This window comes from Citrobacter sp. RHBSTW-00524 (assembly GCF_013747755.1).
Lineage (GTDB): Bacteria > Pseudomonadota > Gammaproteobacteria > Enterobacterales > Enterobacteriaceae > Citrobacter > Citrobacter braakii.
Genome location: NZ_CP056421.1, coordinates 3,941,588 through 3,964,687, shown reverse-complemented (window position 1 = coordinate 3,964,687; position 23,100 = coordinate 3,941,588). Strand labels below are relative to the sequence as shown.

Here is a 23,100-nt window from a genome sequence, read left to right as displayed (position 1 = left end):
CCGCCAATAGAGATAGCTTGCGGATAAGCGAAGTGGAATGCCATTTCATATCCGTCTTTGTGTATTCACGATCGTGCTATGTGCCGTGCCGGATGGCGCTGGCGCATATCCGGCCTCCAGGTACTGAGCTGCTATCAGGCATCAACTGCAAACATTTTATCGAGTTTACTGTAGCCCAGTCCGTTGATTTTTTTGACCTTGATCTGCACCGGAATGCGTTCTTTCATCGCTTCAACGTGGCTGATGACACCAATGGTTTTGCCAGTGGCGTTGAGCGCATCGAGCGCATCCAGGGCGGTATCCAGCGTTTCGCTGTCCAACGTGCCGAAACCTTCGTCGAGGAACAGGGAGTCAATTCGAGTTTTGTGGCTGACCAGATCGGACAACGCCAGCGCCAGCGCCAGACTCACGAGGAAGCTCTCGCCGCCGGAAAGCGTACGCGTGTCACGCACGGCATCGGCCTGCCAGGTATCAACCACTTCCAGCTCCAGCGCTTCGCTGGCCTTGCGCTGCAACAGATAGCGACCGTGCAGACGGGTCAACTGGTTGTTGGCAAGCCAGACCAGATTATCCAGCGTCAGCCCCTGGGCAAACTTGCGGAATTTATCTCCCTCTTTTGAGCCGATCAGCGCGTTCAGATAGCCCCAGTCTTCGACCTGCTGTGCGACTTTCGCAATCTCGAGCATCAGCGCCTGCTGCTGCTGGCGGTTTTCACCATCCTGCTTGAGCTGCTGGCGAATTTCGCCCTGACGAGTGGTGTTCTCCCGTAGCTGCTGGGTGAGTTGCGCCAGCGCGTCGTGAAGATGTTGCACGGTGAGCGTGAGATCCACCCCGGTTGGGAGCTGTTGTTGATGAGTCGCCAGCGCCTGCTGCGCCTGATTAAGCAGCGTTTGCGCCTGCTGTCGCTGGCCTTCCAGTGATTGCTTCAATTGTTCAAGGCGGTTAAAGGTCTCTTCATCCAGCAGGGCGGCAACAAAGGCGTCGCGATCGGCAAAGATGCTGGCCTGCAATGCGGTATCAAACTGCGCCTGAATTTCTGCAGCGCGCTGAACCTCCTGCGCCTCCTGCTGCTGTAAGGTTTGCCACTGCCCCTGTAAAGAGAGGCAATCGTCGTGCACCTGCCGCCAGTTTTCCAGCGACAGATTCTCAATGTTTTCACCAAGCGCATCGGTTTCAGGCAGCGTTTCCAGCACCGGCGCAAGCTGGGCGATTCGGGCCTGTAATTCAGTCAGTTCGTTCTGGCGCAGCTGCCACATTTGCGCTTCGTTCGCCCGCTCGCTCAGCCATGAGGCGACTTCACCCTCGGCCGGAAGGGACAGACCATGACGGGCCAGCTCGGCGGTTAACGTTGCCTGACGCTGGTCAATATGCTGCTGGAGCTGAGTAATCTGCTCTGTGTGTGCGGTGATTTGCGCTTGCAGGGTATGACGCAGACTCAGCTGGTGAAGCTGCTGCTCGTGCTCTTCCTGGGCGGCAAGCCACGGGGCGATGTCATCCTGCGGTTGCAGCGTCACGTTGAGGCTGGCGGTGACTGTCTGCCACTCTTGAGTAAGTGCTTGCTCTTCCTGAGAAAGCGTTTGTACTTCGCGTTCATCGCGCTGAAGTTGCTGGGTTATCGCCTCAAGTTGACCGCGTAGCGTTGAACCCTCATCGGCCAGCGTTTTGACCTCTTTTTCCAGCGCTTCACGCCGTGTCTGATTCACACTCAGTTCGAGCGTTTGATAGCGCTCAATCGCCGGGTGCGTGGTGGAGCCGCAAAGTGGGCAAGGCATGCCGGATTGCAATAGTGCCCGCTGGCTTTCCAGATCTTTGATCCGGGCTTCCTGCTCGCAAATGATTCTCACATCGGCAAGCCGCTGATTTTTATCTTTATAGCGCTGACGCTTTTCTGTAAGCACCGCATTGCGCTGGGCCAGCTCCTGCTGACGCTGCACAAGCGTGGCGCGTAGCTGCGCCAGTTGCTTTTGCTTCGGGGCGATTTGCCCGTGCAGATTACTCAGCCGCTGGCGTAACGGACGAAGCTGCACATGTTGCGCCAGCGCTTCCGTTACCTGTTGTGCCGAAAGGGTCAGCGTGGGAAGCGCCAGCGCATCGAGCTTGCGCGTGTCGTTCTCCCGCAACTGCTGCCACTGGCGCAGTTGGACGCTGGCGTCGGACTGTTGGGCCAGCAGCGCTTTCCATCCTGCCAGTTCGCTACTCCACAAACGGAAGCGGTCATGTTCCTTCAACCAGTCGGTTAACGTTTGCTGTCCGGCGAGCATAGCGGCCGACTGCGTTTGTGCCTGCTGACGAATACGTCCGCGCAGCGCTAAGCTGCTTTGTAAGCGAGCATTCACTTCCTGAATCTTCTGTCGCGTACGGTCAATCGTAGCCGTTTGTTCCTGGATTCGCTCCCAGTGTGGGCGTAACGCTCTGGCCGGGAGTGCCAGACTCAGCGCCGCCAGTTGCGGCTGCGCCTCTTCCTGCGCCTGAAGTGCAGCCTGTAATGCCTGCTGGTGGCGGTTTATCTCAGCCTGTAGCTCATTTTGCCGCATGAGCCAGTTGAGGTGCTGCTGCTGGGCTTGTTGGCTGGTAAGGTATTGTTTTTCTTCGTCAGTAAGTACCTGCAAACTTTCTGTCAGAGATTGCAGCTGTTCTGGCGCTAACAGCGCAACACCGCTGGCCTGGGCCTGCAGTTTTTCCAGTTCCGTACGCGCTGATTTGTGCTTTTCAAATACCATGGCGGAGATTTGGCCGTAGATCTCAGTGCCGGTCAGCTCTTCCAGCAGCTCGGCGCGTTCTTTCGGTTTGGCATTGAGAAATGCGGCAAACTGCCCCTGAGACAGCAGCATCGAACGGGTAAAACGTCCGTAATCCAGCCCGGTAAGCTCGGCGGTCATCTCCAGCTTATCTTTGACCTTATCGGCGAGGATTTTACCGTCGGAGCAGCGGGCCAGCTCTACGCGAGGGACCTGCAGATTGCCCTCCGGCTGATTGCGCGCCCGGTTCTGGCTCCAGAATGCGCGGTAGGCTTCGCCCCGCACCTCAAACTCGACCTCGGCCAGACACTCCGCGGTGTCGCGGGTCATCAGGTCGTTTTGCGACTGTGACACGGTATTCAGGCGTGGCGTTTCGTGGTACAGCGCAAGGCAAATTGCGTCCAGCAAGGTCGTTTTCCCCGCGCCCGTTGGCCCGGTGATAGCGAACAACCCGTTGCTGGCAAACGGTTCTGCCGTAAAATCGACTTTCCATTCTCCCTTCAGGGAGTTGAGGTTTTTCAGGCGCAGGCTGAGAATTTTCATGCTTCAGCCTCCCCGGCAAGCGTTTGTAAGGTTGCGCTAAACAGCTGGTTAAGCCGCTCACGCTGCGGTTGTTCGAGTTCTTCCAGCGCCAGGCGGCGGTCAAAAACCTCTGCCACGCTCAGCTCGCTTAACGTTTCACGTCGTTCATTGGCCATAATGCGTTCGCGCTGTTCCCGACTGCGGCGCACCAGTAGCACTTCTACCGGTAAATCTTCGGTTAAGGCCTGGATCTTACGTTGCATATCATGCAGGTAGTCGTCGGTGGTGATTTCAATATCCAGCCACACCGGTGGCTCTTGCTGCACGCCGCGCCACTGCTCAAGCTGGGTAGTAATGGCGGCTAAATCGCCTTTCAGTACCGCAAGCTGCTGCGTAACCGGCACGGTGAGATTTTCAACGGCGCTGAGTTTCCCCGCGTCAAAGCTCACCAGATGTACACATTTGCTTTTGCCGCACTCGTCAAAACTGAGGGCAATCGGCGAGCCGCAGTAGCGAATATGTTCCGTGCCGCCGATAATCTGCGCCCGGTGAATATGTCCCAGCGCGATGTAGTCTGCCGGTGGGAAGTTTTGCGCCGGGAAGGCGTCCAGCGTACCGATATAAATGTCACGTACGGCGTCGCTTTTACTGGCTCCGACGGTGGTCAAATGCCCGGTCGCAATGATGGGAAGATTGTGGTCGCCGCGCAGCGTGCAGGCATCCTGATACTGCTGCTGATAATAATCGGTTATTGCGCCCAGTAAATGCTGCTGTTTTTCTTGTCCTGTCAGCCCGGCCTGGCTGGTGATGATGTCGCGCGGACGTAAAAAAGGCACCGGACACAGGATCGCCCCCGGTGTACCGTCGCGTAGCGGCAGTATCTGCGGCCCATGGCCAGCGCTGGCAATCACCGTTGTGTTGAGAAACGCCAGAATATCGCGGGATTCATTGAGCGTGGCGACGGAGTCGTGGTTGCCTGCCAGCACCACCAGATGACAGCCGGTTTGCTGCAGATTGACGACAAAACGGTTATACAGCTCACGTGCATAGCTAGGTGGTGAGCCGGTATCGAAAATATCGCCTGCCACAATAATGGCATCCACCTGCTGGGATTGTGCCGTTTCCAGCAGCCAGTCGAGAAAGGCCTGATGCTCAGCGGCGCGGCTCTTGCTGTAGAAATTTTGGCCCAGATGCCAGTCAGACGTGTGAAGGATGCGCATAAGAGTTCCATGACGGTAAAACAATGGCGGGGATTATAACCCTTCACGAGTGGGAATATCTTGTCTCCGGGCTGTCATAATTCGCCGGGCTGCGTTAAACCTGGACTATCTTTTCATAAATCTGTCATAAAACTGACGCATAATGGCACTGTATTGATGGCAAACGATTTAATTACAAACAGGGCAAATCATGGCGAGACGTATTCTGGTCGTAGAAGATGAAGCTCCAATTCGTGAAATGGTCTGCTTCGTGCTCGAGCAAAACGGATTTCAACCCGTTGAAGCCGAAGACTATGACAGTGCTGTGAACCAACTCAATGAACCCTGGCCGGATCTCGTCCTGCTTGACTGGATGCTTCCCGGCGGCTCGGGTCTACAGTTTATTAAACATCTCAAGCGCGAAGCGATGACGCGGGATATCCCGGTGATGATGCTGACGGCGAGGGGGGAAGAGGAAGATCGCGTCCGGGGGCTGGAAACCGGCGCGGATGACTATATTACCAAGCCTTTTTCTCCCAAGGAGCTGGTGGCGCGTATTAAAGCAGTTCTGCGTCGTATTTCACCGATGGCGGTGGAAGAGGTTATAGAAATGCAGGGGCTAAGCCTTGATCCCACCTCGCATCGCGTGATGACCGGCGAGGATCCGCTGGATATGGGGCCGACCGAATTCAAACTGTTGCACTTCTTTATGACTCATCCCGAGCGTGTCTACAGTCGCGAGCAACTCCTTAATCATGTCTGGGGAACCAATGTGTACGTGGAAGACCGGACAGTGGATGTGCACATCCGCCGCTTACGTAAGGCGCTGGAGCACAGCGGACACGATCGTATGGTGCAGACGGTTCGCGGGACGGGATATCGTTTTTCAACCCGCTTCTGACTGACAAGAATCAAGGCCTGAAGGAATAGGCCGTATAGGGAGTAAGACGTTTGCTAGAACGATTGTCATGGAAAAGGTTGGTACTGGAGCTGATCCTGTGCTGCATACCGGCATTTATCCTTAGCGCTTTTTTCGGTTACCTGCCCTGGTTTTTACTGGCGTCGGTAACGGGCCTGCTTATCTGGCATTTCTGGAATTTATTACGTTTGTCCTGGTGGCTATGGGTCGACAGAAGCATGACGCCGCCGCCGGGGCGAGGCAGTTGGGAGCCGTTGCTGTACGGGCTGCATCAAATGCAACTGCGCAACAAAAAGCGCCGTCGTGAACTGGGTAATCTGATTAAACGTTTTCGCAGCGGGGCGGAATCGCTACCCGACGCGGTGGTGCTGACCACTGAAGAAGGCGGTATCTTCTGGTGTAACGGACTGGCCCAGCAGGTTCTGGGACTGCGCTGGCCGGACGATAGCGGGCAAAATATTCTTAACCTGTTGCGCTACCCGGAATTTACACAATATCTGAAAACGCGCGATTTTAGCCGACCGATCAATCTGGTACTCAATACCGGACGGCATCTGGAAATTCGCGTGATGCCCTATACCGATAAGCAACTGCTGATGGTGGCGCGCGACGTTACCCAGATGCATCAACTGGAAGGTTCACGACGTAACTTTTTCGCCAACGCCAGCCATGAACTGCGTACGCCGCTGACGGTGTTACAAGGGTACCTGGAAATGATGCAGGAGCATCCGCTGGAAGGGACGACGCGTGAAAAAGCGCTGCATACCATGCGTGAACAAACGTATCGCATGGAAGGGCTGGTGAAACAGCTGCTGACGCTGTCAAAAATTGAGGCTGCGCCGACGCTACTGCTGAATGAGAAGGTCGATGTGCCCATGATGCTGCGCGTGCTCGAACACGAAGCGCAAACGCTGAGCCAGCAAAAACATACGTTTACCTTTGATGTTGATAATAGCCTGAACGTGCGGGGTAACGAGGAGCAGTTGCGTAGCGCTATCTCGAATCTCGTCTACAACGCGGTGAACCATACGCCAGCGGGAACGCACATTACCGTACGCTGGCAGCATGTGGCGTCGGGGGCGGAGTTTTGCGTGGAAGACAACGGTCCAGGCATTGCCGCCGAGCATATTCCACGCTTAACCGAACGTTTTTATCGTGTGGATAAGGCGCGATCGCGGCAAACGGGCGGCAGCGGACTTGGCCTGGCCATCGTTAAGCATGCGCTGCATCATCACGACAGTCGCTTGAATATCGAAAGCGAACCAGGCGTTGGGACGCGATTTAGTTTCGTGATCCCGGAACGTTTAATTGCCAAAATTAACGGTTAAGGCGCATTCGTAAGATAATCTTTCCAAAAGCCAGCGCAAGCTGGCTTTTTCTATGCGGTCAATATAACCATCCTGAATTTTACGACGTTTGGTTGTTTTTTGTTCGAACTATTACCCATACCTTTTTCCATGAAATGGTGTTTTGTGCTAACCCCATTTTTCATATCGCTATATTGTTCTGGTTTTTGGATCCCACCTTGCTTTAAAACGTTATAAGCGTTTAAATTGCGCTCCAGGTGCTGTCATACCGACTGCATTTACGCGGTAAATCGAAAAACTATTCTTCGCCGCGCCAGTCTGGGAGTGTTTCCCGCTGGAATTGAGCAAAAATGCCGCTGTATTGTCCCCCAGGGAAAGGCAAAAATTTATTATTTTCAACACCACATCCACAGGCAGTAAGACTTTATGACCCATCAGTTAAAATCGCGCGATATTATCGCTTTGGGATTTATGACATTTGCACTGTTCGTTGGTGCAGGTAACATCATCTTCCCCCCAATGGTTGGTTTGCAGGCAGGTGAACACGTCTGGACTGCGGCTTTTGGCTTTTTGATTACCGCCGTTGGCCTGCCGGTACTTACCGTTGTCGCGCTGGCGAAAGTCGGTGGTGGTGTGGACCGACTGAGCACGCCTATCGGTAAAGTCGCTGGTTTGCTGCTGGCGACCGTGTGCTATCTGGCTGTTGGACCGTTATTTGCTACGCCGCGTACCGCGACGGTCTCTTTCGAAGTCGGGATTGCACCGCTGACCGGTGACTCCGCGCTGCCACTGCTTATCTACAGCGTGGTCTATTTCGCGATTGTGATTCTGGTTTCGCTGTATCCGGGTAAACTGCTGGATACGGTTGGTAATTTCCTGGCTCCGCTGAAAATCCTGGCGCTGGTGGTCCTGTCTGTCGCCGCAATCGTCTGGCCAGCAGGCCCGATCAGCAATGCGATGGAAGCCTATCAAACTGCTGCGTTTTCTAATGGCTTCGTGAACGGGTATCTGACCATGGATACGCTGGGCGCGATGGTATTTGGTATTGTTATCGTCAACGCCGCTCGCTCGCGTGGCGTTACTGAAGCGCGTCTGCTGACCCGTTATACCGTTTGGGCGGGTTTGATGGCGGGTGTGGGCTTAACGCTGCTGTATCTCGCGCTGTTCCGTCTGGGTTCAGATAGCGCAATTCTGGTCGATCAATCTGCTAACGGCGCGGCAATTCTGCATGCGTATGTTCAGCACACCTTTGGTGGCGCAGGGAGCTTCCTGCTGGCGGCGTTGATTTTCATCGCCTGTCTGGTCACCGCTGTTGGCCTGACCTGCGCGTGCGCAGAGTTCTTTGCCCAGTACGTTCCACTGTCTTATCGTACGCTGGTATTTATCCTCGGCGGCTTCTCGATGGTGGTCTCTAACCTGGGTCTGAGCCATCTGATTCAGATCTCTATTCCGGTGCTGACGGCTATCTATCCGCCATGTATCGCACTGGTTGTATTAAGTTTTACCCGCTCATGGTGGCATAATTCTTCCCGCGTCATTGCACCTGCGATGTTTATCAGCCTGATTTTTGGTATCCTTGATGGCATTAAAGCTTCTGCAATTGGCGACGTGTTACCGGCCTGGACCCAGCGTTTACCGCTGGCGGAGCAGGGGCTGGCGTGGTTGATGCCAACAGTCGTGATGGTGGTCCTGGCAGTTATCTGGGATCGTGCAGCGGGTCGACAAGTGACCTCCAGCGCACACTAATATCACTGACAATAAGTTTTAACCACGGGGCTATTAACATGGCCCCGTGGTTTTTTATTGTGTTAACAGGTTAGGAATCGATGGAAAGTAATAACAAGCTAAAGCGTGGGCTGAGCACCCGGCACATTCGCTTTATGGCATTAGGTTCAGCAATTGGTACCGGGCTGTTCTACGGCTCGGCCGATGCCATCAAAATGGCGGGGCCAAGCGTGTTGCTGGCCTATATTATCGGCGGCGTAGCGGCGTATATCATTATGCGCGCGCTGGGCGAAATGTCCGTTCATAACCCTGCTGCCAGCTCCTTCTCGCGCTATGCGCAGGAAAACCTCGGACCGCTGGCAGGCTACATAACCGGCTGGACCTACTGTTTTGAAATCCTGATTGTCGCCATTGCCGATGTGACTGCCTTTGGTATTTACATGGGCGTCTGGTTCCCGGCCGTACCGCACTGGATTTGGGTACTCAGCGTGGTATTGATTATCTGCGCCATCAACCTGATGAGCGTGAAGGTGTTTGGCGAGCTGGAATTTTGGTTCTCGTTCTTTAAAGTCGCCACCATTATCATCATGATTGTCGCCGGTTTTGGCATCATCATTTGGGGGATTGGTAACGGCGGACAGCCTACCGGTATCCATAATCTGTGGAGCAACGGCGGTTTCTTCAGCAACGGCTGGCTCGGCATGGTGATGTCGCTACAAATGGTGATGTTCGCCTACGGCGGGATTGAGATTATCGGGATTACCGCTGGCGAAGCCAAAGACCCGGAAAAATCTATTCCGCGCGCCATCAATTCCGTACCGATGCGTATCCTCGTGTTTTACGTGGGGACGCTGTTCGTCATCATGTCTATTTACCCGTGGAACCAGGTCGGCACTGACGGTAGCCCGTTCGTTCTGACGTTCCAGCATATGGGGATTACCTTTGCCGCCGGGATCCTCAACTTCGTAGTCCTGACCGCGTCGCTGTCGGCCATCAACTCTGACGTCTTTGGCGTGGGGCGTATGCTGCACGGTATGGCGGAGCAGGGTAGCGCGCCGAAAATGTTCGCCAAGACGTCGCGTCGTGGCGTGCCATGGGTGACGGTGATGGTGATGACCATCGCGCTACTGTTTGCGGTGTATCTTAACTACATCATGCCGGAAAACGTCTTCCTGGTGATCGCCTCTCTGGCGACCTTCGCAACGGTATGGGTGTGGATTATGATCCTGCTGTCACAAATTGCCTTCCGTCGTCGTCTGCCGCCGGAAGAGGTTAAGGCGCTGAAATTTAAAGTGCCGGGGGGGGTTGTGACGACCGTCATTGGCCTGATTTTCCTGGTCTTTATCATCGCGCTTATCGGCTATCATCCGGATACCCGCATTTCGCTATACGTCGGCTTTGCGTGGATTATCCTGCTGCTTGCCGGCTGGGTTTTCAAGCGCCGTCGCGAGCGCCAACTGGCTGAAGCGCAGTAATATTTTTGCCGGGTAGCTTAATGTTACCCGGCAATTTTCTCCTCCCCCGCACTCCTCCCCCAATAAACGTTAAGATGATGAGTGATCCTGCACTTCGCTATGGCAAGGTGACGTCATTATCATCAAAGGGGATACGTGATGTTGAACGCCTGGCACCTTCCGGTTGCCCCATTTGTTAAGCAAAACAAAGATCAACTGACGATTACATTATGGCTGGCGGGGGAAAATCCACCCCAGCGGGTGACGCTACGCGCAGAAAACGATAACGAAGAGATTTCGCTGGGTATGCACAAGCAACGCAGCCAGCCGCAGCCGGGCGTGACAGCGTGGAGAGCGGCGATCGATCTCTCCAGCGGACAGCCTCGTCGACGCTATAGCTTTAAATTACTTTGGCTCGATCGTCAGCTGTGGTTTACCCCGCAGGGATTCAGCCGTTTTCCGCCTGCGCGTCTGGAGCAGTTTGCTGTTGATGTGCCGGATAACGGTCCGCAGTGGGTCGCCGATCAGATTTTTTACCAAATTTTCCCGGACCGTTTTGCCCGCAGCCAGTCGCGTGAAGCGACTCAGGATAACGTCTATTATCACCACGCTGCCGGACACGATATTGTGCGGCGCGAGTGGGATGAACCGCTTACGGCCCAGGCCGGTGGCTCCACGTTTTATGGCGGCGATTTGGACGGCATCAGCGAAAAGCTGCCGTATCTGAAAACGTTAGGCGTCACGGCGCTGTACCTGAATCCGGTATTTACCGCGCCGAGCGTGCATAAATACGATACCGAAGATTACCGTCATGTTGATCCGCAGTTTGGCGGCGACAGGGCGCTGCTGCGCCTGCGTCACACCACCCAACAGCAGGGGATGCGCCTGATTCTCGACGGTGTTTTTAACCATAGCGGCGATTCACACGCCTGGTTTGACCGACATAATCGGGGAACGGATGGCGCGTGCCATAATCCGCAATCCCCCTGGCGCGACTGGTATCATTTCTCAGCCGACGGCGTCGCGCTCGACTGGCTGGGGTATTCCAGCCTGCCCAAGCTGGACTTTTCCTCTGAAAGCCTGGTGAATGAAATTTATCGCGGCGAAGACAGTATCGTTCGCCACTGGCTGAAAGCGCCGTGGAGTATGGACGGCTGGCGTCTTGACGTGGTGCATATGCTGGGAGAGGCCGGTGGTGCGCACAACAACCTGCAGCACGTGGCCGGAATTACGCAGGCGGCGAAAGAGACCCAGTCAGAGGCGTATGTGGTGGGCGAGCATTTTGGCGACGCGCGCCAATGGTTGCAGGCCGACGCGGAAGATGCCGCCATGAACTATCGCGGTTTTACCTTCCCTGTATGGGGATTTCTCGCCAATACCGATATCTCATACGATCCGCAATTCATTGACGCCCAGACCTGTATGGCGTGGATGGATAACTATCGCGCGGGTTTGTCGCATCAGCAGCAGTTGCGGATGTTCAACCAGCTCGACAGCCACGATACCGCCCGTTTTAAATCTCTGCTCGGTAAAGACGTCGCACGTTTACCGTTGGCGGTGGTGTGGCTGTTTACCTGGCCTGGCGTGCCCTGTATTTACTACGGTGACGAAGTGGGATTGGATGGGAACAACGATCCGTTTTGTCGCAAACCATTCCCGTGGCAGCCTGAAAAACAGGACGCTAACCTGCTGGCGTTGTATCAGCGGCTGGCAACATTACGCCACCAGAGCCAGGCGCTGCGCCATGGTGGTTGTCAGGTGATTTACGCCGAGGATAACGTGGTGGTGTTTGTACGCGTGCTAAACCGCCAGCGCGTATTGGTGGCGATTAACCGTGGCCACGCCTGTGAAGTGGTCCTGCCAGCCTCGCCATTACTGAGCGTCAGCCAATGGCAGCACCAGGAGGGCAAAGGCGTGCTTGCCGAGGATATCCTGACGCTGCCGGCGATTTCCGCCTCGGTGTGGATGGGTCATTGATATAAGTGCGTAACATCCGGGCTTGCCAGCAGCGTTTCCCGCCACCAGCGCTGCGCCAATCCATCGCGGTTATTGCGCCAGGCCATATAGGCCACGTCTTTTTGGCGAAATGAGATGACCGTTTTTTCCACCAGCTCGCCCGTGGCAAGCCACGGGTTAGCAATATAGCGGGGGAGAAATCCGCAGCCCAAGCCGGCCCGCAGTAGCATCACCTTACTGTGGAAATCATCAACGCGAATCTGCGCCTGCTCCTCCATCAGATTGGTTTGTAACGGATGACAAAAGCGGGCGCTGTCGCTAATGACAATCGCCCGGTGCAGGCACAGCTGTTCGTTAGTCAGGCCATCCGGTGCTGCGGCCAGCGGATGCTCAGGCGCAACGACAAACACATTGTCCAGCGTGCCAAGCATTTTGTAGGACCAGGCCGCTGACGTAGGCGGTTCATTAATCGCCCCCAAAATAATATCTGCTCCATTATGCGTCAGTTCCTCCCAGGAGCCCGCCAGCGTATGGTGGGTGAAGTTAAGGCGGGTTTGCTTATTCAGCGCGTGAAATTCATCGATAATGGGCAACAGCGAGGCGAAAGGGAAGGAGTCGTCCAGCGCAATCGCCAGCTCTTTTTCCCAGCCTGAACTCAGCTGCACCGCCTGCTTTTCGAGATCTTTTGCCGCACTCAGCAGCAAACGTCCCTTTTCCAGCATCATCTGACCGGTGTCGGTAAATTTTGCTCGGTGACCGGAACGGTCAAGCAACTCGATATTCAAATCACTTTCCAGCTTTTGAATCATATAGCTGAGTGCTGCAGGGGTTTTAAACAGCGATTCGGCCGCCGCGGCAAATGAACCCTGTTTATCGAGTGCGTCGAGAATTAGCAAAACATCCAGATTGATGCGCATAAGCAGAAAATATCCTGAAAATTAAACCCCTCTGTTGTACCGAATGGAGAAAAACAATGCCAGTGAATAAATTAGATGAGTCATGCGCATTTTTTTGATGTTGTTTAGGATATATCGCAACACAAAATTAATAGTTTCACTGGATGGTAAGTTTTCTTTAATAACTCGTTAGAAATTTCCCGCTATACTCAACAAGCTTTCTGATTCAGGATCCTGCTGCTGACGGCAGATACAGACCGTTGCCTTTTAACTTATTGATTAAGAAGGTGTGCTATGTCTATTCGGGAACTGATTGACCCTCAAAACTCAACGCTTATTTTTATTGATCATCAGCCGCAAATGTCATTTGGTGTGGCGAATATTGACCGCCAGACTTTGAAAAATAATACCGTGGCATTAGCGAAGGCCGGGAAAATATTTAATGTTCCGGTGATTTATACTTCTGTGGAAACGAAAAGTTTTAGCGGCTATATCTGGCCGGAATTGTTAGCGGTTCATCCTGATGTGAAACCAATTGAACGCACCTCGATGAACTCCTGGGAGGATGCGGCGTTTGTGAAAGCCGTGGAAGCGACCGGGCGTAAAAAATTGATTATCTCCGCGCTGTGGACCGAAGTATGCCTGACTTTCCCGGCGCTGATGGCGCTGGAAGCGGGTTACGAAGTTTATGTGGTAACTGACACTTCCGGCGGCACGTCCGTGGATGCCCATGAGCGTTCTATCGACCGCATGGTACAGGCGGGTGCCGTACCTGTGACCTGGCAACAGGTTCTTCTCGAGTACCAGCGCGACTGGTCCCGCAAAGAAACCTACGACGCCGTCATGGATCTGGTACGTGAGCACAGCGGCGCCTACGGTATGGGCGTGGATTACGCCTACACCATGGTGCATGGCGCGCCGGAACGTAAAGCCTAAATACACCTCATCCTTCATGTTGCCTCTTTGTAGGCTTCGTTTGCGTACCCCGGTCACTCACTTTGTCAGCTTCCGGGGATACACAATCTTGCCGCTTCGATGCGCCATGAATGATTTTGTGTATTGCTTCCGTGGCCTAAGCGGGCCTGTTTCCTCTCAACAAGGAACCCTTTATGGCGCAGAACAAACATGTGACGTTGGTGATTTCCCACACCCTGCTGCCTGAACAAGCGCAGCGGTATGAGCAGTGGCTGGGGAAAATCATGCCGGTGGCGGCCGAGTTTCCCGGTCATCTGGGGGCGAATGTGATTCGTCCTGCAGATGGCAACAACTTGTGGAACATCATTATCCGCTTCGACACGCTGGAGCATCTGTATAACTGGACCCAGTCCGATACGCGCCGCGTGCTGGTCGAAGAGATTGCCCCGCTGCTGGCGGAGGGGGATAAAACCGAAATCCGCACCGAAGCAGCGTTCTGGTTTACGCCGCCCGCGCCCCATGTACGTCAGCCCAGGCGCTGGAAACAGTTTCTGATAACTCTGCTGGTGATTTTTCCCAGCACCAATTTGGTGCCGTGGTTGACCGGCATTGTGCTGCCTGCCATGAAGGGCTCGTTACTCCTGCATCTGATCAATGATGCCTGTGTGGTTGCGCTGGTGGTCTGGTTCTGGATGCCCATCGTAACCGGTCTGTTTGCCGGATGGCTGAAAAAAGCCTGACCGGTTTCTCAGGAGATTGTTATGTCTCAAACTGCCACACTGATTCTGACTCACGGAAAAATTCATACTCTCGAAAGACAAAACCCGCAGGTCGAGGCGGTGGCGATCGCCAATGGTAAGATCCTGGCGACCGGTAGCCACGATCGCATCATGAGTTTTGCCACCGACGGGACGCAGGTTGTCGATCTGCAAGGGCATACGGTGATCCCGGGCCTGAACGATTCGCACCTGCACCTCATTCGCGGCGGTCTGAATTACAACCTGGAATTGCGTTGGGAAGGCGTTCCGTCGCTGGCGGACGCGCTGCGCATGCTCAAAGAGCAGGCTGACAGAACGCCATCGCCGCAATGGGTGCGCGTGGTGGGCGGCTGGAGCGAATTCCAGTTTGCCGAACGTCGCATGCCAACCCTCGAAGAACTGAATGAAGCTGCCCCGGATACCCCAGTTTTTGTTCTGCACCTCTACGACAGAGCTTTGCTGAACCGTGCCGCATTGAAAGCAGTCGGCTACACCAAAGCGACGCCGGACCCGGCGGGTGGTGAGATTGTGCGTGATAGCAACGGTAACCCAACCGGGATGCTGATCGCCAAACCCAATGCCATGATCCTTTATTCGACGCTGGCAAAAGGACCAAAACTGCCGCTGGAAATGCAGGTCAACTCGACCCGGCAGTTTATGCGCGAGCTGAACCGTCTCGGGCTGACCAGCGCCATCGATGCAGGCGGTGGTTTTCAGAACTACCCGGAAGATTACGAGATAATTGAGCAGTTACACGCCAACAAACAGATGACGGTGCGCATCGCCTACAACTTGTTTACCCAGCGTCCGCAGCAGGAACTGGAAGACTTTGAACGCTGGACCGATATGCTCAAACCAGGGCAGGGGACCGACTTCTACCGTGCCAATGGGGCAGGGGAAATGCTGGTCTTCTCGGCCGCGGATTTTGAAGACTTCCTCCAGCCACGCCCGGATCTGCCGGAAGGTATGGAAGATGAGCTGGAGCGCGTGGTGCGCCACCTCGTGGAGCACCGCTGGCCGTTCCGGCTGCACGCCACCTACGATGAATCCATCAGCCGTATGCTCGACGTATTCGAGAAGGTGAATCGCGATATCCCGTTCAATGGCCTGCACTGGTTCTTCGATCACGCTGAAACGATTACCGAACGGAATATCGAGCGCGTAAAAGCGCTGGGGGGCGGGATCGCTGTTCAGCACCGTATGGCATTCCAGGGCGAATATTTTGTCGATCGCTACGGCAAAGATGCGGTCAAACATACCCCGCCGGTGGCGAAAATGCTGGCGGCTGACGTTCCGGTAGGGCTGGGGACTGATGCCACCCGCGTGGCCAGCTACAACCCGTGGACAGCGCTCTACTGGCTGGTTTCGGGCCGTACTGTGGGAGGGATGGCGATGTACGATGATAACAATCGCCTGCCGCGCGATGTGGCGCTGGAACTGTGGACGGCCGGTAGCGCCTGGTTCTCCAGCGAACAGGGTAAGAAAGGGCGCATCGAGAAAGACCAACTGGCCGACCTGGTGGTGCTGTCTAAAGATTACTTCAGTGTGCCGGAAGAGGAGATCAAAGGCATAGAGTCGGTAATGACCATTGTCGATGGCAAAGTGGTGTATGCGGCCGGGCATTTCACTCCGCTGGCGCCGCCGGTCATCCCGGTTGTACCTGACTGGTCGCCGGTGGTAAAAGTGCCGGGGCACTATCGCTCAGCGCCGCCTGCTGCGGCGAAAATTGGCGCAATGGTGCAGATGCACCAGTGCTGCGGCAGCTGCGGCGTACACGGTCATCAGCATGATATAGCGCGTAAATCGGCAATTCCGGTGTCAGATGACCGGGCTTTCTGGGGCGCGCTTGGCTGCTCCTGCTTCGCGTTTTAATCCCTGATCACAGCCCCTGGCCAAACGCAGGGGCTGATTGTCTTTTCTGAAAAGCGGTTCATCGTGTTAACCGATATGGCGCAACTGCAACAATTTGTGTCATTCTGGTCTGTCTTTATACAGTGAAGGTGGAAACATGGATGAGCTGCTAACCCTTGGCTGCATTGTATTATTCTTCGCGCTGGTAGTGGTTCCTGGCCTCGCGATCGTGGCATTCAGACGCAGTGCGGCTGTACGTTCTGAGCTGATGGTCTTGCGCCGTCGGGTAGAGGAGCTGGAGCTGCGCGGTGTGGCGCAGACCAGCGCCGTTGAGCCAACGGCAGCGATGAGCAGCGTATCACCGGAGCCTGTAACTGAGCCGCCGCCTGAGCCCGTTAACCCGTGGGCTTCACAGCCGAAGCCGGATAATGCGGCGGTATCTACGCCCGACGTCGAGCGGCCTTCTGCTTTTGGCGGGGTAATGTCATCGCTGCTGCGCTGGTTTATGCAGGGTAACCCGTTGGCAAAGCTCGGTATTTTGCTCCTGTTTTTGGGGCTTTCTTTCCTGCTGCGTTATACGGTCGAACATTCTCTGTTTCCGCTGGAGCTGCGTCTGGTGGCGGCCGCGCTGTTCGCTATTGTGCTGTTGGCGTTGGGCTGGCGGCTGCGGCATAAGCAACCGATCTATGCGCTGATATTACAGGGGGGAGCTACCGGAGCACTCTATCTCACCGTCTTTGGCGCGTTCCGGCTGTGGCAAATGCTGCCAATGACGCTGGCATTTGCGCTGCTGGTGGTGATTTGTGCGGCGAGTGTGGGGCTGGCTATTCTGCAAAAGGCGCTCAGCCTGGCGATGCTGGCAAGTCTTGGCGGTTATCTCGCGCCGCTGTTGCTTTCCACCGGCGGCGGCAGTCATGTCGCGCTCTTCTCATTCTATCTTCTGCTCTCGCTCGGCATTCTCGCCATCAGCATCTGGCAGCACTGGCGGGAGCTTAATCTGCTTGGCCTGTTGTTCACCTTCGGCGTTGGCGGGGTGTGGGGCCTGGAGGGCTATCGACCAGAGTATTACCTGAGTTGCCAGCTGTTCCTGATCGCCAACACGATTATTTTTGGCGTGCTGAGCGTGGCGTTGTCGCTCCGGGCGCAGGAAAAAGGCAAACAGATTATTGACGGCGTACTGCTGTTTGCCCCACCGCTGATCGGTTTTGGAATGCAGTATGCCATTACCCGGCATATGGCTTATGGTCCGGCGCTTAGTGCGCTGGGCTACGGTGGTTTCTATCTGGTGTTAGCAAAGTTTGCGTTGCGCCGTTCCTCTTCTCTGGGGAGACCTCTGGTATTGTCCGCCCTGGCGCTCGGTGGTGCGTTTACCACTCTTGCTATCCCGTTGGCGCTTTCAGCCCGTTGGACGGCGATGGCCTGGTCGCTGGAGGGGCTTGGGATCCTCTGGCTGGGCGTGCAACAACAGCAACGACGCATGAGTTATAGCGGTACGGCGCTGCTCGTGCTGGCCGTGGGGAGCGCGCTATGGGCGCTGGCGAACGGAACAACCGCGCTCTCAGTCATGCTGATTTTTGCCGTGCTCAGCCTCAGTTGGCTGGTTGCTGCATGGCTATGGCGCAACATTTGGATGCCGGGCAGTTGGGCGCTACTCGCTGGTGGTTTGGTTTTCTGGATTGTTGCGCTCGTTGCGGCATCGCAACTCGTTCTGAAACAGGAGCGGTGGGTACTGTCTGGCGTGCTGGCATTAATGGCGGTATCGAGCTGGGGCTGGCGGAGTATTGCGGGTCGCCTGGCGTGGCGGGAGCTGGATGCCAGTAAATGGCTGCTGTGGCCGATGATGCTGGTGATGCTGATGTATCAGATCGCTGTACAGCAGATGTTTGCGGCGGGCTGGCTGAATCTGGCCTGGTGCGCGGCGCTAATTGTTGCGGTAGCGCTGCTCTGGCGTGACGCACAAATATTACCGCCAATGCTTTCCAGACTGGCGCATTTATCGTTCTTCTGGATGATTTTACTGGCGCTCGCGGTTGAGCTGTTCTGGTTCGCGCAGGGGCTGCCGTGGGGAAGGGCCGCGTGGGGTAGCGGCCTGATGATGGCGGCTGGCGGGCTGCTTATTTTCCTGATTTATCAGTCTGTTCATCGACAAATCTGGCCGTTTCGCATCTGGCCTACCCTCTATTCTGTTCAGGCGATGGTTCCCGTTGTGCTGGTGCTGGTCGGTCTGCTCGTGCTGACCAATTTACAAGATGGCGTGGTTTATCGTCAGACTTATCTGCCGTTGCTCAACCCGCTGGAAGAGGGCGCAGCTTTTGCCCTGCTGGGCTTGGTGGTGTTTTATCGCGCGTCTGAACGCTATTTCCCGGCGCAGCTTTCGGTATGTCGCCCATGGCCGGTTGTGGCGCTGATGGCGCTCAGCTTTTGGTGGCTCAATGGCGTGCTGCTGCGCGCATTGTCCTGGTATGGCGAGGTTGCGTGGCGTGTAGACGCACTATGGGATTCACGGCTGATTCAAACCTGTTTTGCTCTGTTCTGGATGCTGGCGGCATTGGTGGTGATGCTGCGGGCGACCCGGCGCCGCTCGCGTCGGGAATGGCTGTGTGGCGCGGTATTGCTGGGGATAGTCATTGTGAAACTGATGCTGGTGGACAGCGCAGGAGGAGGCGGCCTGGCGCGCGCGGTTGCGTTTATCGGTGTGGCCATTCTGGTGTTGATTATCGGGTATTTTTCACCATTACCGCCCAAAGCAGGAGAAGAAAAATGAAATGGATGAAAGCGGTGTTATGCAGCGTACTGCTGGGCGTGACAGGCGCGGCGGTAAGCAGCGATGAAGTGAAAGAGTCTCCGGCGGACTACGTAACGGGGGTGACGCTGGAAACTACGGGCACATCGCCGTGGTATCGCCTTTCGCTACCTCCGGCGGTGTATCCGGGTACCGCCTGGGCGGATTTGCGCGATGTCCGGGTCTTTAACCATCTGGGGGAGACGGTGCCGTTTACTCTGGTGGCGCAGAAAACCCAGCCCGTTACGCCAGAGGCAGTGGCGCTGCGTTTTTTCCCGCTTGATATGTCACCGGTTACGCCGCGTGAGGAGGGGCAACGAGGCGGAGACGCTATTGTTTTACGCTCGAAGAGCGGCATTGAAATTCATTTGCAAAGTGATGATGTCAAAGCGCTCGGCCAGAGCTATTTACTGACGCTCCCGGAAGAGACGAAAGATGCCTTTTCACTGGCGCAGTTACGCCTGAACTGGGACTCGCAGGCGGGCAACTGGCAGGGGAAAGCCTCGGTTTATGCAAGCAGTGATTTGCGCTACTGGCGACCCGTGCAGGAAGATGCGCCGTTAATGGATCTGACGCGTGATAACGATCGCCTGAAAATGGACACCATCAGCGCCAGCCTCACGCTCTCTGTGGAGGCGACTCGCTACCTGCTGGTGATCCTCGACTCGCAAAGTCCGGCGCTGACGTTAAACAGCGTGAGCGCGATAGCGGCCAGCAGCGAGCCGGAATCCGAGCGTATCGTGATTGAAGCCCAGGGGAATAAGGTTTCGGATGACGAAGCCGTCTGGCGATGGGCGCAGCCCCAGCCGCTGACCTCGCTTCGCATCGATCTGGAAAGTGAAGGTGTTTTACCGGTGGAACTGGCCTGGCGCAGCGCTGAAAAAGAGCCCTGGCAGCCGCTGACAAAAACCATGCTTTACAATCTGGACTGGAGGAGTGCGGAAGATATTCGTCTTTCCGGTCAGTTGGTTGAGGCCGTCCGGATGACGACCATTAACGCCCGGTTGCCAGAGAGGCTGCCTGAGTTGAGCGGCATGCGCGACAGTTATCAACTGGTGTTTAATACGCAGGGCAAAGGGCCTTATATGCTGGCGTGGGGAAACCGGGCGGCGAAAAAGGCTGATGTTGGTCTCGATATGCTGATCCCGGCGTCGCTGCGTAAATCGCAGGAGATAGATTATCTACCGTGGGCGACTCTTCAGGAGAGCGTGGCGCTTGGTGGTGAAGCGCGATTGACGGCAACGTCAGTAGCTGAGCAACAAAGCCAGTGGAAAACGTTGTTGGTGTGGGGGGCGTTAATTCTTGGGGTCGCCGTACTGGCGCTTATGGCGTGGCGAATCTGGCGTGAAGTGAAAAAGGGTAATCCGACATAAACCAATAAAAAAGGCCCGCATTTGCGGGCCTCTTACGATTCATGCCAATTACAGGCTGGAAACGTTCTCGGTCAGGTATTTTGCCACGCCGTCCGGAGACGCGTTCATACCTTCTTTACCTTTTTCCCACTGTGCCGGGCAAACGTCGCCGTGCTCTTCGTGGAACTGCAGCGCGTCAACCATGCGCAGCATTTCGTCGATGTTACGACCCAGCGGCAGATCGTTAACCACCTGGTGGCGAACAACGCCGTTAGCGTCGATCAGGAAAGAACCGCGCAGAGCAACGCCCGCTTCCGGGTGCTCGATGCCGTAGGCTTTCTGGATTTCGCGTTTGATGTCAGCAACCATTGCGTATTTCACTGCACCGATGCCGCCTTTGTCGACAGGGGTGTTACGCCATGCGTTGTGGACAAATTCAGAGTCGAAGGAAACGCCAACAACTTCCACGCCGCGCTTCTGGAATTCTTCGTAACGTTTGTCGAAAGCGATCAGTTCAGACGGGCAAACGAAGGTGAAGTCCATCGGCCAGAAGAACAGAACGGTAGTTTTACCGTTGGTATGCTGTTTGAAGTTGAAGTTTTCAACGATCTCACCGCTACCCAGTACCGCAGCTGCTGTGAAATCCGGAGCCTGACGAGTTACCAGTACCATATAATTCTCCTGCAATGTTAAGGGGTTTTTGGAACGCAACGCGGGCCAGTATAGAGAGTGTTCGCGAATAAGACAAAGAGGCGCTGGCAATCAATGAGACAGGTTTTGTCTATCAATCTTTTGCCGGATGGCGGCTACTGCTTATCCGGCGGCTAATACGGGCTGTAGTCAAAGGGTTTTACGCTGCGCCTGTTCCATCATTTGCGGATAAAACTGCCAGAACCGTTCCTCTAACGCATCGTAATGCGTATCCAGGTCATACCATGAGTCACGCAGGGCATCGAGTCGTGGGCGGCGGCTGGCCATGCCATTCAGGACGTTCTGGATAAAATCCATGTCCCGATAGCGCTCAAGCCATTTCTCTGACCACATATAGTTGTTTAAATTGATAAAGCGCGGTGGCGATTCAGGCAAAATAGTGGTCACCTGGGTGCGAGCATAGCGCACAAAGTCCGCCAGCGGGAAGTCGGGGGATATTTCCGACCAGTGGCGCGACAGAAAATGATCCCACATTACGTCCAGCGTAATCGGCGCGACACGGCGCGTTTCGCTGCGAAACCACTCTTTGGCTTCACGCACCTGCGGCAGGTTATCGGTCATCACGTCGATACGACGGTGCATGAAGATGCCTTCCACCACGTCAGGCGAATAGTGCGTTTCCGGATTGCCCCGGACAAAGTCGGCCAACAAATTGCCGGAAAGCGAGCTGTCGGCGAGGTGAGCCAGATGCAAATGTGCAAGAAAATTCATATCCACTTCATCCTTCAAACTGCCTCTTTGTTGGCTGCCTTCACTCACCCCAGTCACTTACTTGAGTAAGCTCCCGGGGACTCATTCAGTTGCCGCCTCGATGCATCTTGAATGATTTTGTGTATAGATTATGTCTTTTAACTTGAGGGGTAAAGGTTGCAGGGAGGACGCCCCGGCACTAGACTACCCGCCTCTTATTTTAGTCTGAGTCAGTGTCATGCGCGTTACCGATTTCACCTTTGAACTACCCGAATCCCTGATTGCCCACTATCCGCAAGCTGAGCGCAGTAGTTGCCGCTTGCTGTCTTTGGACGGGCCGACGGGCGCGCTGACGCACGGTACTTTCACCGATTTGCTCGATAAGCTCAACCCTGGCGATTTGCTGGTCTTTAACAACACCCGCGTTATTCCGGCGCGTCTGTTTGGCCGTAAAGCCAGCGGCGGCAAGATTGAAGTGCTGGTCGAGCGTATGCTGGATGACAAACGTATTCTGGCGCATATTCGCGCCTCGAAAGCGCCGAAACCGGGGGCCGAGCTGCTGCTGGGCGACGACGAAAGTATTAAAGCAACGATGGTGGCACGCCATGACGCGCTGTTTGAAGTCGAGTTTAACGACGAGCGCAGCGTACTGGATATCCTTAACGCCATCGGCCATATGCCGCTGCCACCGTATATTGACCGTCCGGATGAAGACGCCGATCGCGAGCTGTATCAGACCGTGTATAGCGAAAAACCGGGTGCGGTCGCCGCGCCGACTGCGGGTCTGCACTTTGACGATCCGCTGCTGGCTAAGCTGCGCGATAAAGGCATTGAAATGGCGTTCGTCACGCTGCACGTGGGCGCGGGGACTTTCCAGCCGGTGCGCGTAGACACCATCGAAGATCACATCATGCACTCCGAATATGCGGAAGTGCCGCAGGATGTCGTTGATGCTGTGCTGGCGGCAAAAGCGCGCGGCAACCGCGTGATTGCGGTGGGCACCACCTCCGTACGTTCACTGGAAAGCGCGGCACAGGCGGCCAAAAACGACCTTATCGAGCCGTTTTTCGGCGATACGCAAATATTCATTTATCCTGGCTATAAATATCAGGTGATTGATGCCCTGGTAACCAACTTCCACCTGCCGGAATCAACGCTGATCATGCTGGTTTCCGCGTTTGCTGGTTATAAAAACACCATGCACGCCTATCATGAAGCGGTAAAAGCGGAATATCGCTTTTTTAGTTACGGTGATGCGATGTTTATCACGTACAATCCGCAGGCTATTTCTGAGCGTGTCGGGGAATAAATCCGCGATATGAGTA

At 55.2% G+C, this 23,100-nt stretch carries 16 protein-coding genes; 11 read left to right on the top strand and 5 right to left on the bottom strand.

Going from position 1 to position 23,100, the window contains the following annotated elements; all coding sequences use genetic code 11:
• Window positions 1-134: 134 nt before the first annotated feature.
• Window positions 135-3,281, bottom strand: a complete 3,147-nt coding sequence (sbcC, locus tag HV229_RS19140) for an exonuclease subunit SbcC (RefSeq protein ID WP_181546164.1) — start codon at window positions 3,279-3,281, stop codon at window positions 135-137.
• Entirely contained in the window at window positions 3,278-4,480 is a 1,203-nt protein-coding gene (gene sbcD / locus HV229_RS19135) for an exonuclease subunit SbcD (RefSeq protein ID WP_181546162.1), read from the bottom strand. The genes sbcC and sbcD overlap by 4 nt, the downstream gene beginning before the upstream one ends.
• Window positions 4,481-4,670: 190 nt before the next feature.
• On the opposite strand from sbcD, the gene phoB reads away from it, so the two are divergent.
• The 5 genes from phoB (at window position 4,671) to malZ (ending at window position 11,841) form a co-directional block, all read left to right on the top strand.
• Entirely contained in the window at window positions 4,671-5,360 is a 690-nt protein-coding gene (gene phoB / locus HV229_RS19130) for a phosphate response regulator transcription factor PhoB (RefSeq protein ID WP_003021496.1), read from the top strand.
• Window positions 5,361-5,410: 50 nt separating this feature from the next.
• Window positions 5,411-6,706 (top strand): phosphate regulon sensor histidine kinase PhoR, encoded by a 1,296-nt coding sequence (gene phoR, locus HV229_RS19125; RefSeq protein ID WP_047357682.1) that lies wholly within the window; start codon window positions 5,411-5,413, stop codon window positions 6,704-6,706.
• 405 nt (window positions 6,707-7,111) lie between these two features.
• Window positions 7,112-8,431 carry a branched-chain amino acid transporter carrier protein BrnQ gene (brnQ, locus tag HV229_RS19120; RefSeq protein WP_016152017.1) on the top strand — a complete coding sequence of 440 codons (1,320 nt, stop codon included), beginning with the start codon at window positions 7,112-7,114 and terminating at the stop codon, window positions 8,429-8,431.
• An 80-nt stretch (window positions 8,432-8,511) separates the two neighbouring features.
• The gene (gene proY / locus HV229_RS19115; RefSeq protein WP_016152018.1) at window positions 8,512-9,885 is read left to right on the top strand and encodes a proline-specific permease ProY; all 1,374 of its coding nucleotides are present in this window, start codon (window positions 8,512-8,514) and stop codon (window positions 9,883-9,885) included.
• A gap of 138 nt (window positions 9,886-10,023) precedes the next feature.
• Complete coding sequence (gene malZ, locus HV229_RS19110) at window positions 10,024-11,841, top strand: maltodextrin glucosidase (protein ID WP_094760939.1); 1,818 nt, start codon at window positions 10,024-10,026, stop codon at window positions 11,839-11,841.
• Here the strand turns inward: malZ and HV229_RS19105 are convergent.
• The gene (locus HV229_RS19105; protein ID WP_181546160.1) at window positions 11,835-12,737 is read right to left on the bottom strand and encodes a LysR family transcriptional regulator; all 903 of its coding nucleotides are present in this window, start codon (window positions 12,735-12,737) and stop codon (window positions 11,835-11,837) included. The two genes, malZ and HV229_RS19105, sit on opposite strands and share 7 nt — an antisense overlap.
• 273 nt (window positions 12,738-13,010) lie before the next feature.
• Between HV229_RS19105 and HV229_RS19100 the strand changes: the two genes are divergently transcribed.
• The 5 genes from HV229_RS19100 to HV229_RS19080 all read left to right on the top strand — a co-directional run bounded on the left by HV229_RS19100 (window position 13,011) and on the right by HV229_RS19080 (window position 20,395).
• Complete coding sequence (locus tag HV229_RS19100; RefSeq protein ID WP_003021513.1) at window positions 13,011-13,652, top strand: hydrolase; 642 nt, start codon at window positions 13,011-13,013, stop codon at window positions 13,650-13,652.
• Window positions 13,653-13,825: 173 nt separating this feature from the next.
• The gene (locus HV229_RS19095) at window positions 13,826-14,371 is read left to right on the top strand and encodes an antibiotic biosynthesis monooxygenase (protein ID WP_047357686.1); all 546 of its coding nucleotides are present in this window, start codon (window positions 13,826-13,828) and stop codon (window positions 14,369-14,371) included.
• 21 nt (window positions 14,372-14,392) lie between these two features.
• On the top strand, window positions 14,393-16,261 hold the full coding sequence (locus HV229_RS19090) for an amidohydrolase (protein ID WP_181546158.1): 1,869 nt from the start codon (window positions 14,393-14,395) through the stop codon (window positions 16,259-16,261).
• A 136-nt stretch (window positions 16,262-16,397) separates the two neighbouring features.
• Window positions 16,398-19,004, top strand: a complete 2,607-nt coding sequence (locus HV229_RS19085; RefSeq protein ID WP_181546156.1) for a DUF2339 domain-containing protein — start codon at window positions 16,398-16,400, stop codon at window positions 19,002-19,004.
• A complete protein-coding gene (locus tag HV229_RS19080) occupies window positions 19,001-20,395 on the top strand; it encodes a DUF3999 domain-containing protein (protein WP_181546154.1) in 1,395 nt (464 codons plus the stop codon). Before HV229_RS19085 ends, HV229_RS19080 begins: the two co-directional genes overlap by 4 nt.
• Window positions 20,396-20,443: 48 nt before the next feature.
• Here HV229_RS19080 and HV229_RS19075 read toward each other — a convergent pair whose 3' ends face one another.
• Both HV229_RS19075 and acpH read right to left on the bottom strand, forming a co-directional pair.
• Entirely contained in the window at window positions 20,444-21,046 is a 603-nt protein-coding gene (locus HV229_RS19075; protein ID WP_003021524.1) for a peroxiredoxin, read from the bottom strand.
• Window positions 21,047-21,214: 168 nt separating this feature from the next.
• A complete protein-coding gene (gene acpH / locus HV229_RS19070; RefSeq protein ID WP_019076154.1) occupies window positions 21,215-21,796 on the bottom strand; it encodes an ACP phosphodiesterase in 582 nt (193 codons plus the stop codon).
• A 217-nt stretch (window positions 21,797-22,013) separates the two neighbouring features.
• Here acpH and queA point away from each other — a divergent pair, with 217 nt between their 5' ends.
• On the top strand, window positions 22,014-23,084 hold the full coding sequence (gene queA / locus HV229_RS19065; protein WP_003021529.1) for a tRNA preQ1(34) S-adenosylmethionine ribosyltransferase-isomerase QueA: 1,071 nt from the start codon (window positions 22,014-22,016) through the stop codon (window positions 23,082-23,084).
• Window positions 23,085-23,100 lie beyond the last annotated feature (16 nt).

Excerpts from the sequence above, each read along its gene's own strand:
- HV229_RS19085 (WP_181546156.1), top strand. The coding sequence starts at position 16,398 with ATGGATGAGCTGCTAACCCTTGGCTGCATTGTATTATTCTTCGCGCTG.
- sbcD (WP_181546162.1), bottom strand. The coding sequence starts at position 4,480 with ATGCGCATCCTTCACACGTCTGACTGGCATCTGGGCCAAAATTTCTAC.
- sbcC (WP_181546164.1), bottom strand. The coding sequence starts at position 3,281 with ATGAAAATTCTCAGCCTGCGCCTGAAAAACCTCAACTCCCTGAAGGGA.
- queA (WP_003021529.1), top strand. The coding sequence starts at position 22,014 with ATGCGCGTTACCGATTTCACCTTTGAACTACCCGAATCCCTGATTGCC.
- proY (WP_016152018.1), top strand. The coding sequence starts at position 8,512 with ATGGAAAGTAATAACAAGCTAAAGCGTGGGCTGAGCACCCGGCACATT.
- HV229_RS19090 (WP_181546158.1), top strand. The coding sequence starts at position 14,393 with ATGTCTCAAACTGCCACACTGATTCTGACTCACGGAAAAATTCATACT.
- malZ (WP_094760939.1), top strand. The coding sequence starts at position 10,024 with ATGTTGAACGCCTGGCACCTTCCGGTTGCCCCATTTGTTAAGCAAAAC.
- brnQ (WP_016152017.1), top strand. The coding sequence starts at position 7,112 with ATGACCCATCAGTTAAAATCGCGCGATATTATCGCTTTGGGATTTATG.
- HV229_RS19105 (WP_181546160.1), bottom strand. The coding sequence starts at position 12,737 with ATGCGCATCAATCTGGATGTTTTGCTAATTCTCGACGCACTCGATAAA.
- acpH (WP_019076154.1), bottom strand. The coding sequence starts at position 21,796 with ATGAATTTTCTTGCACATTTGCATCTGGCTCACCTCGCCGACAGCTCG.
- HV229_RS19075 (WP_003021524.1), bottom strand. The coding sequence starts at position 21,046 with ATGGTACTGGTAACTCGTCAGGCTCCGGATTTCACAGCAGCTGCGGTA.
- HV229_RS19080 (WP_181546154.1), top strand. The coding sequence starts at position 19,001 with ATGAAATGGATGAAAGCGGTGTTATGCAGCGTACTGCTGGGCGTGACA.
- phoB (WP_003021496.1), top strand. The coding sequence starts at position 4,671 with ATGGCGAGACGTATTCTGGTCGTAGAAGATGAAGCTCCAATTCGTGAA.
- HV229_RS19100 (WP_003021513.1), top strand. The coding sequence starts at position 13,011 with ATGTCTATTCGGGAACTGATTGACCCTCAAAACTCAACGCTTATTTTT.
- HV229_RS19095 (WP_047357686.1), top strand. The coding sequence starts at position 13,826 with ATGGCGCAGAACAAACATGTGACGTTGGTGATTTCCCACACCCTGCTG.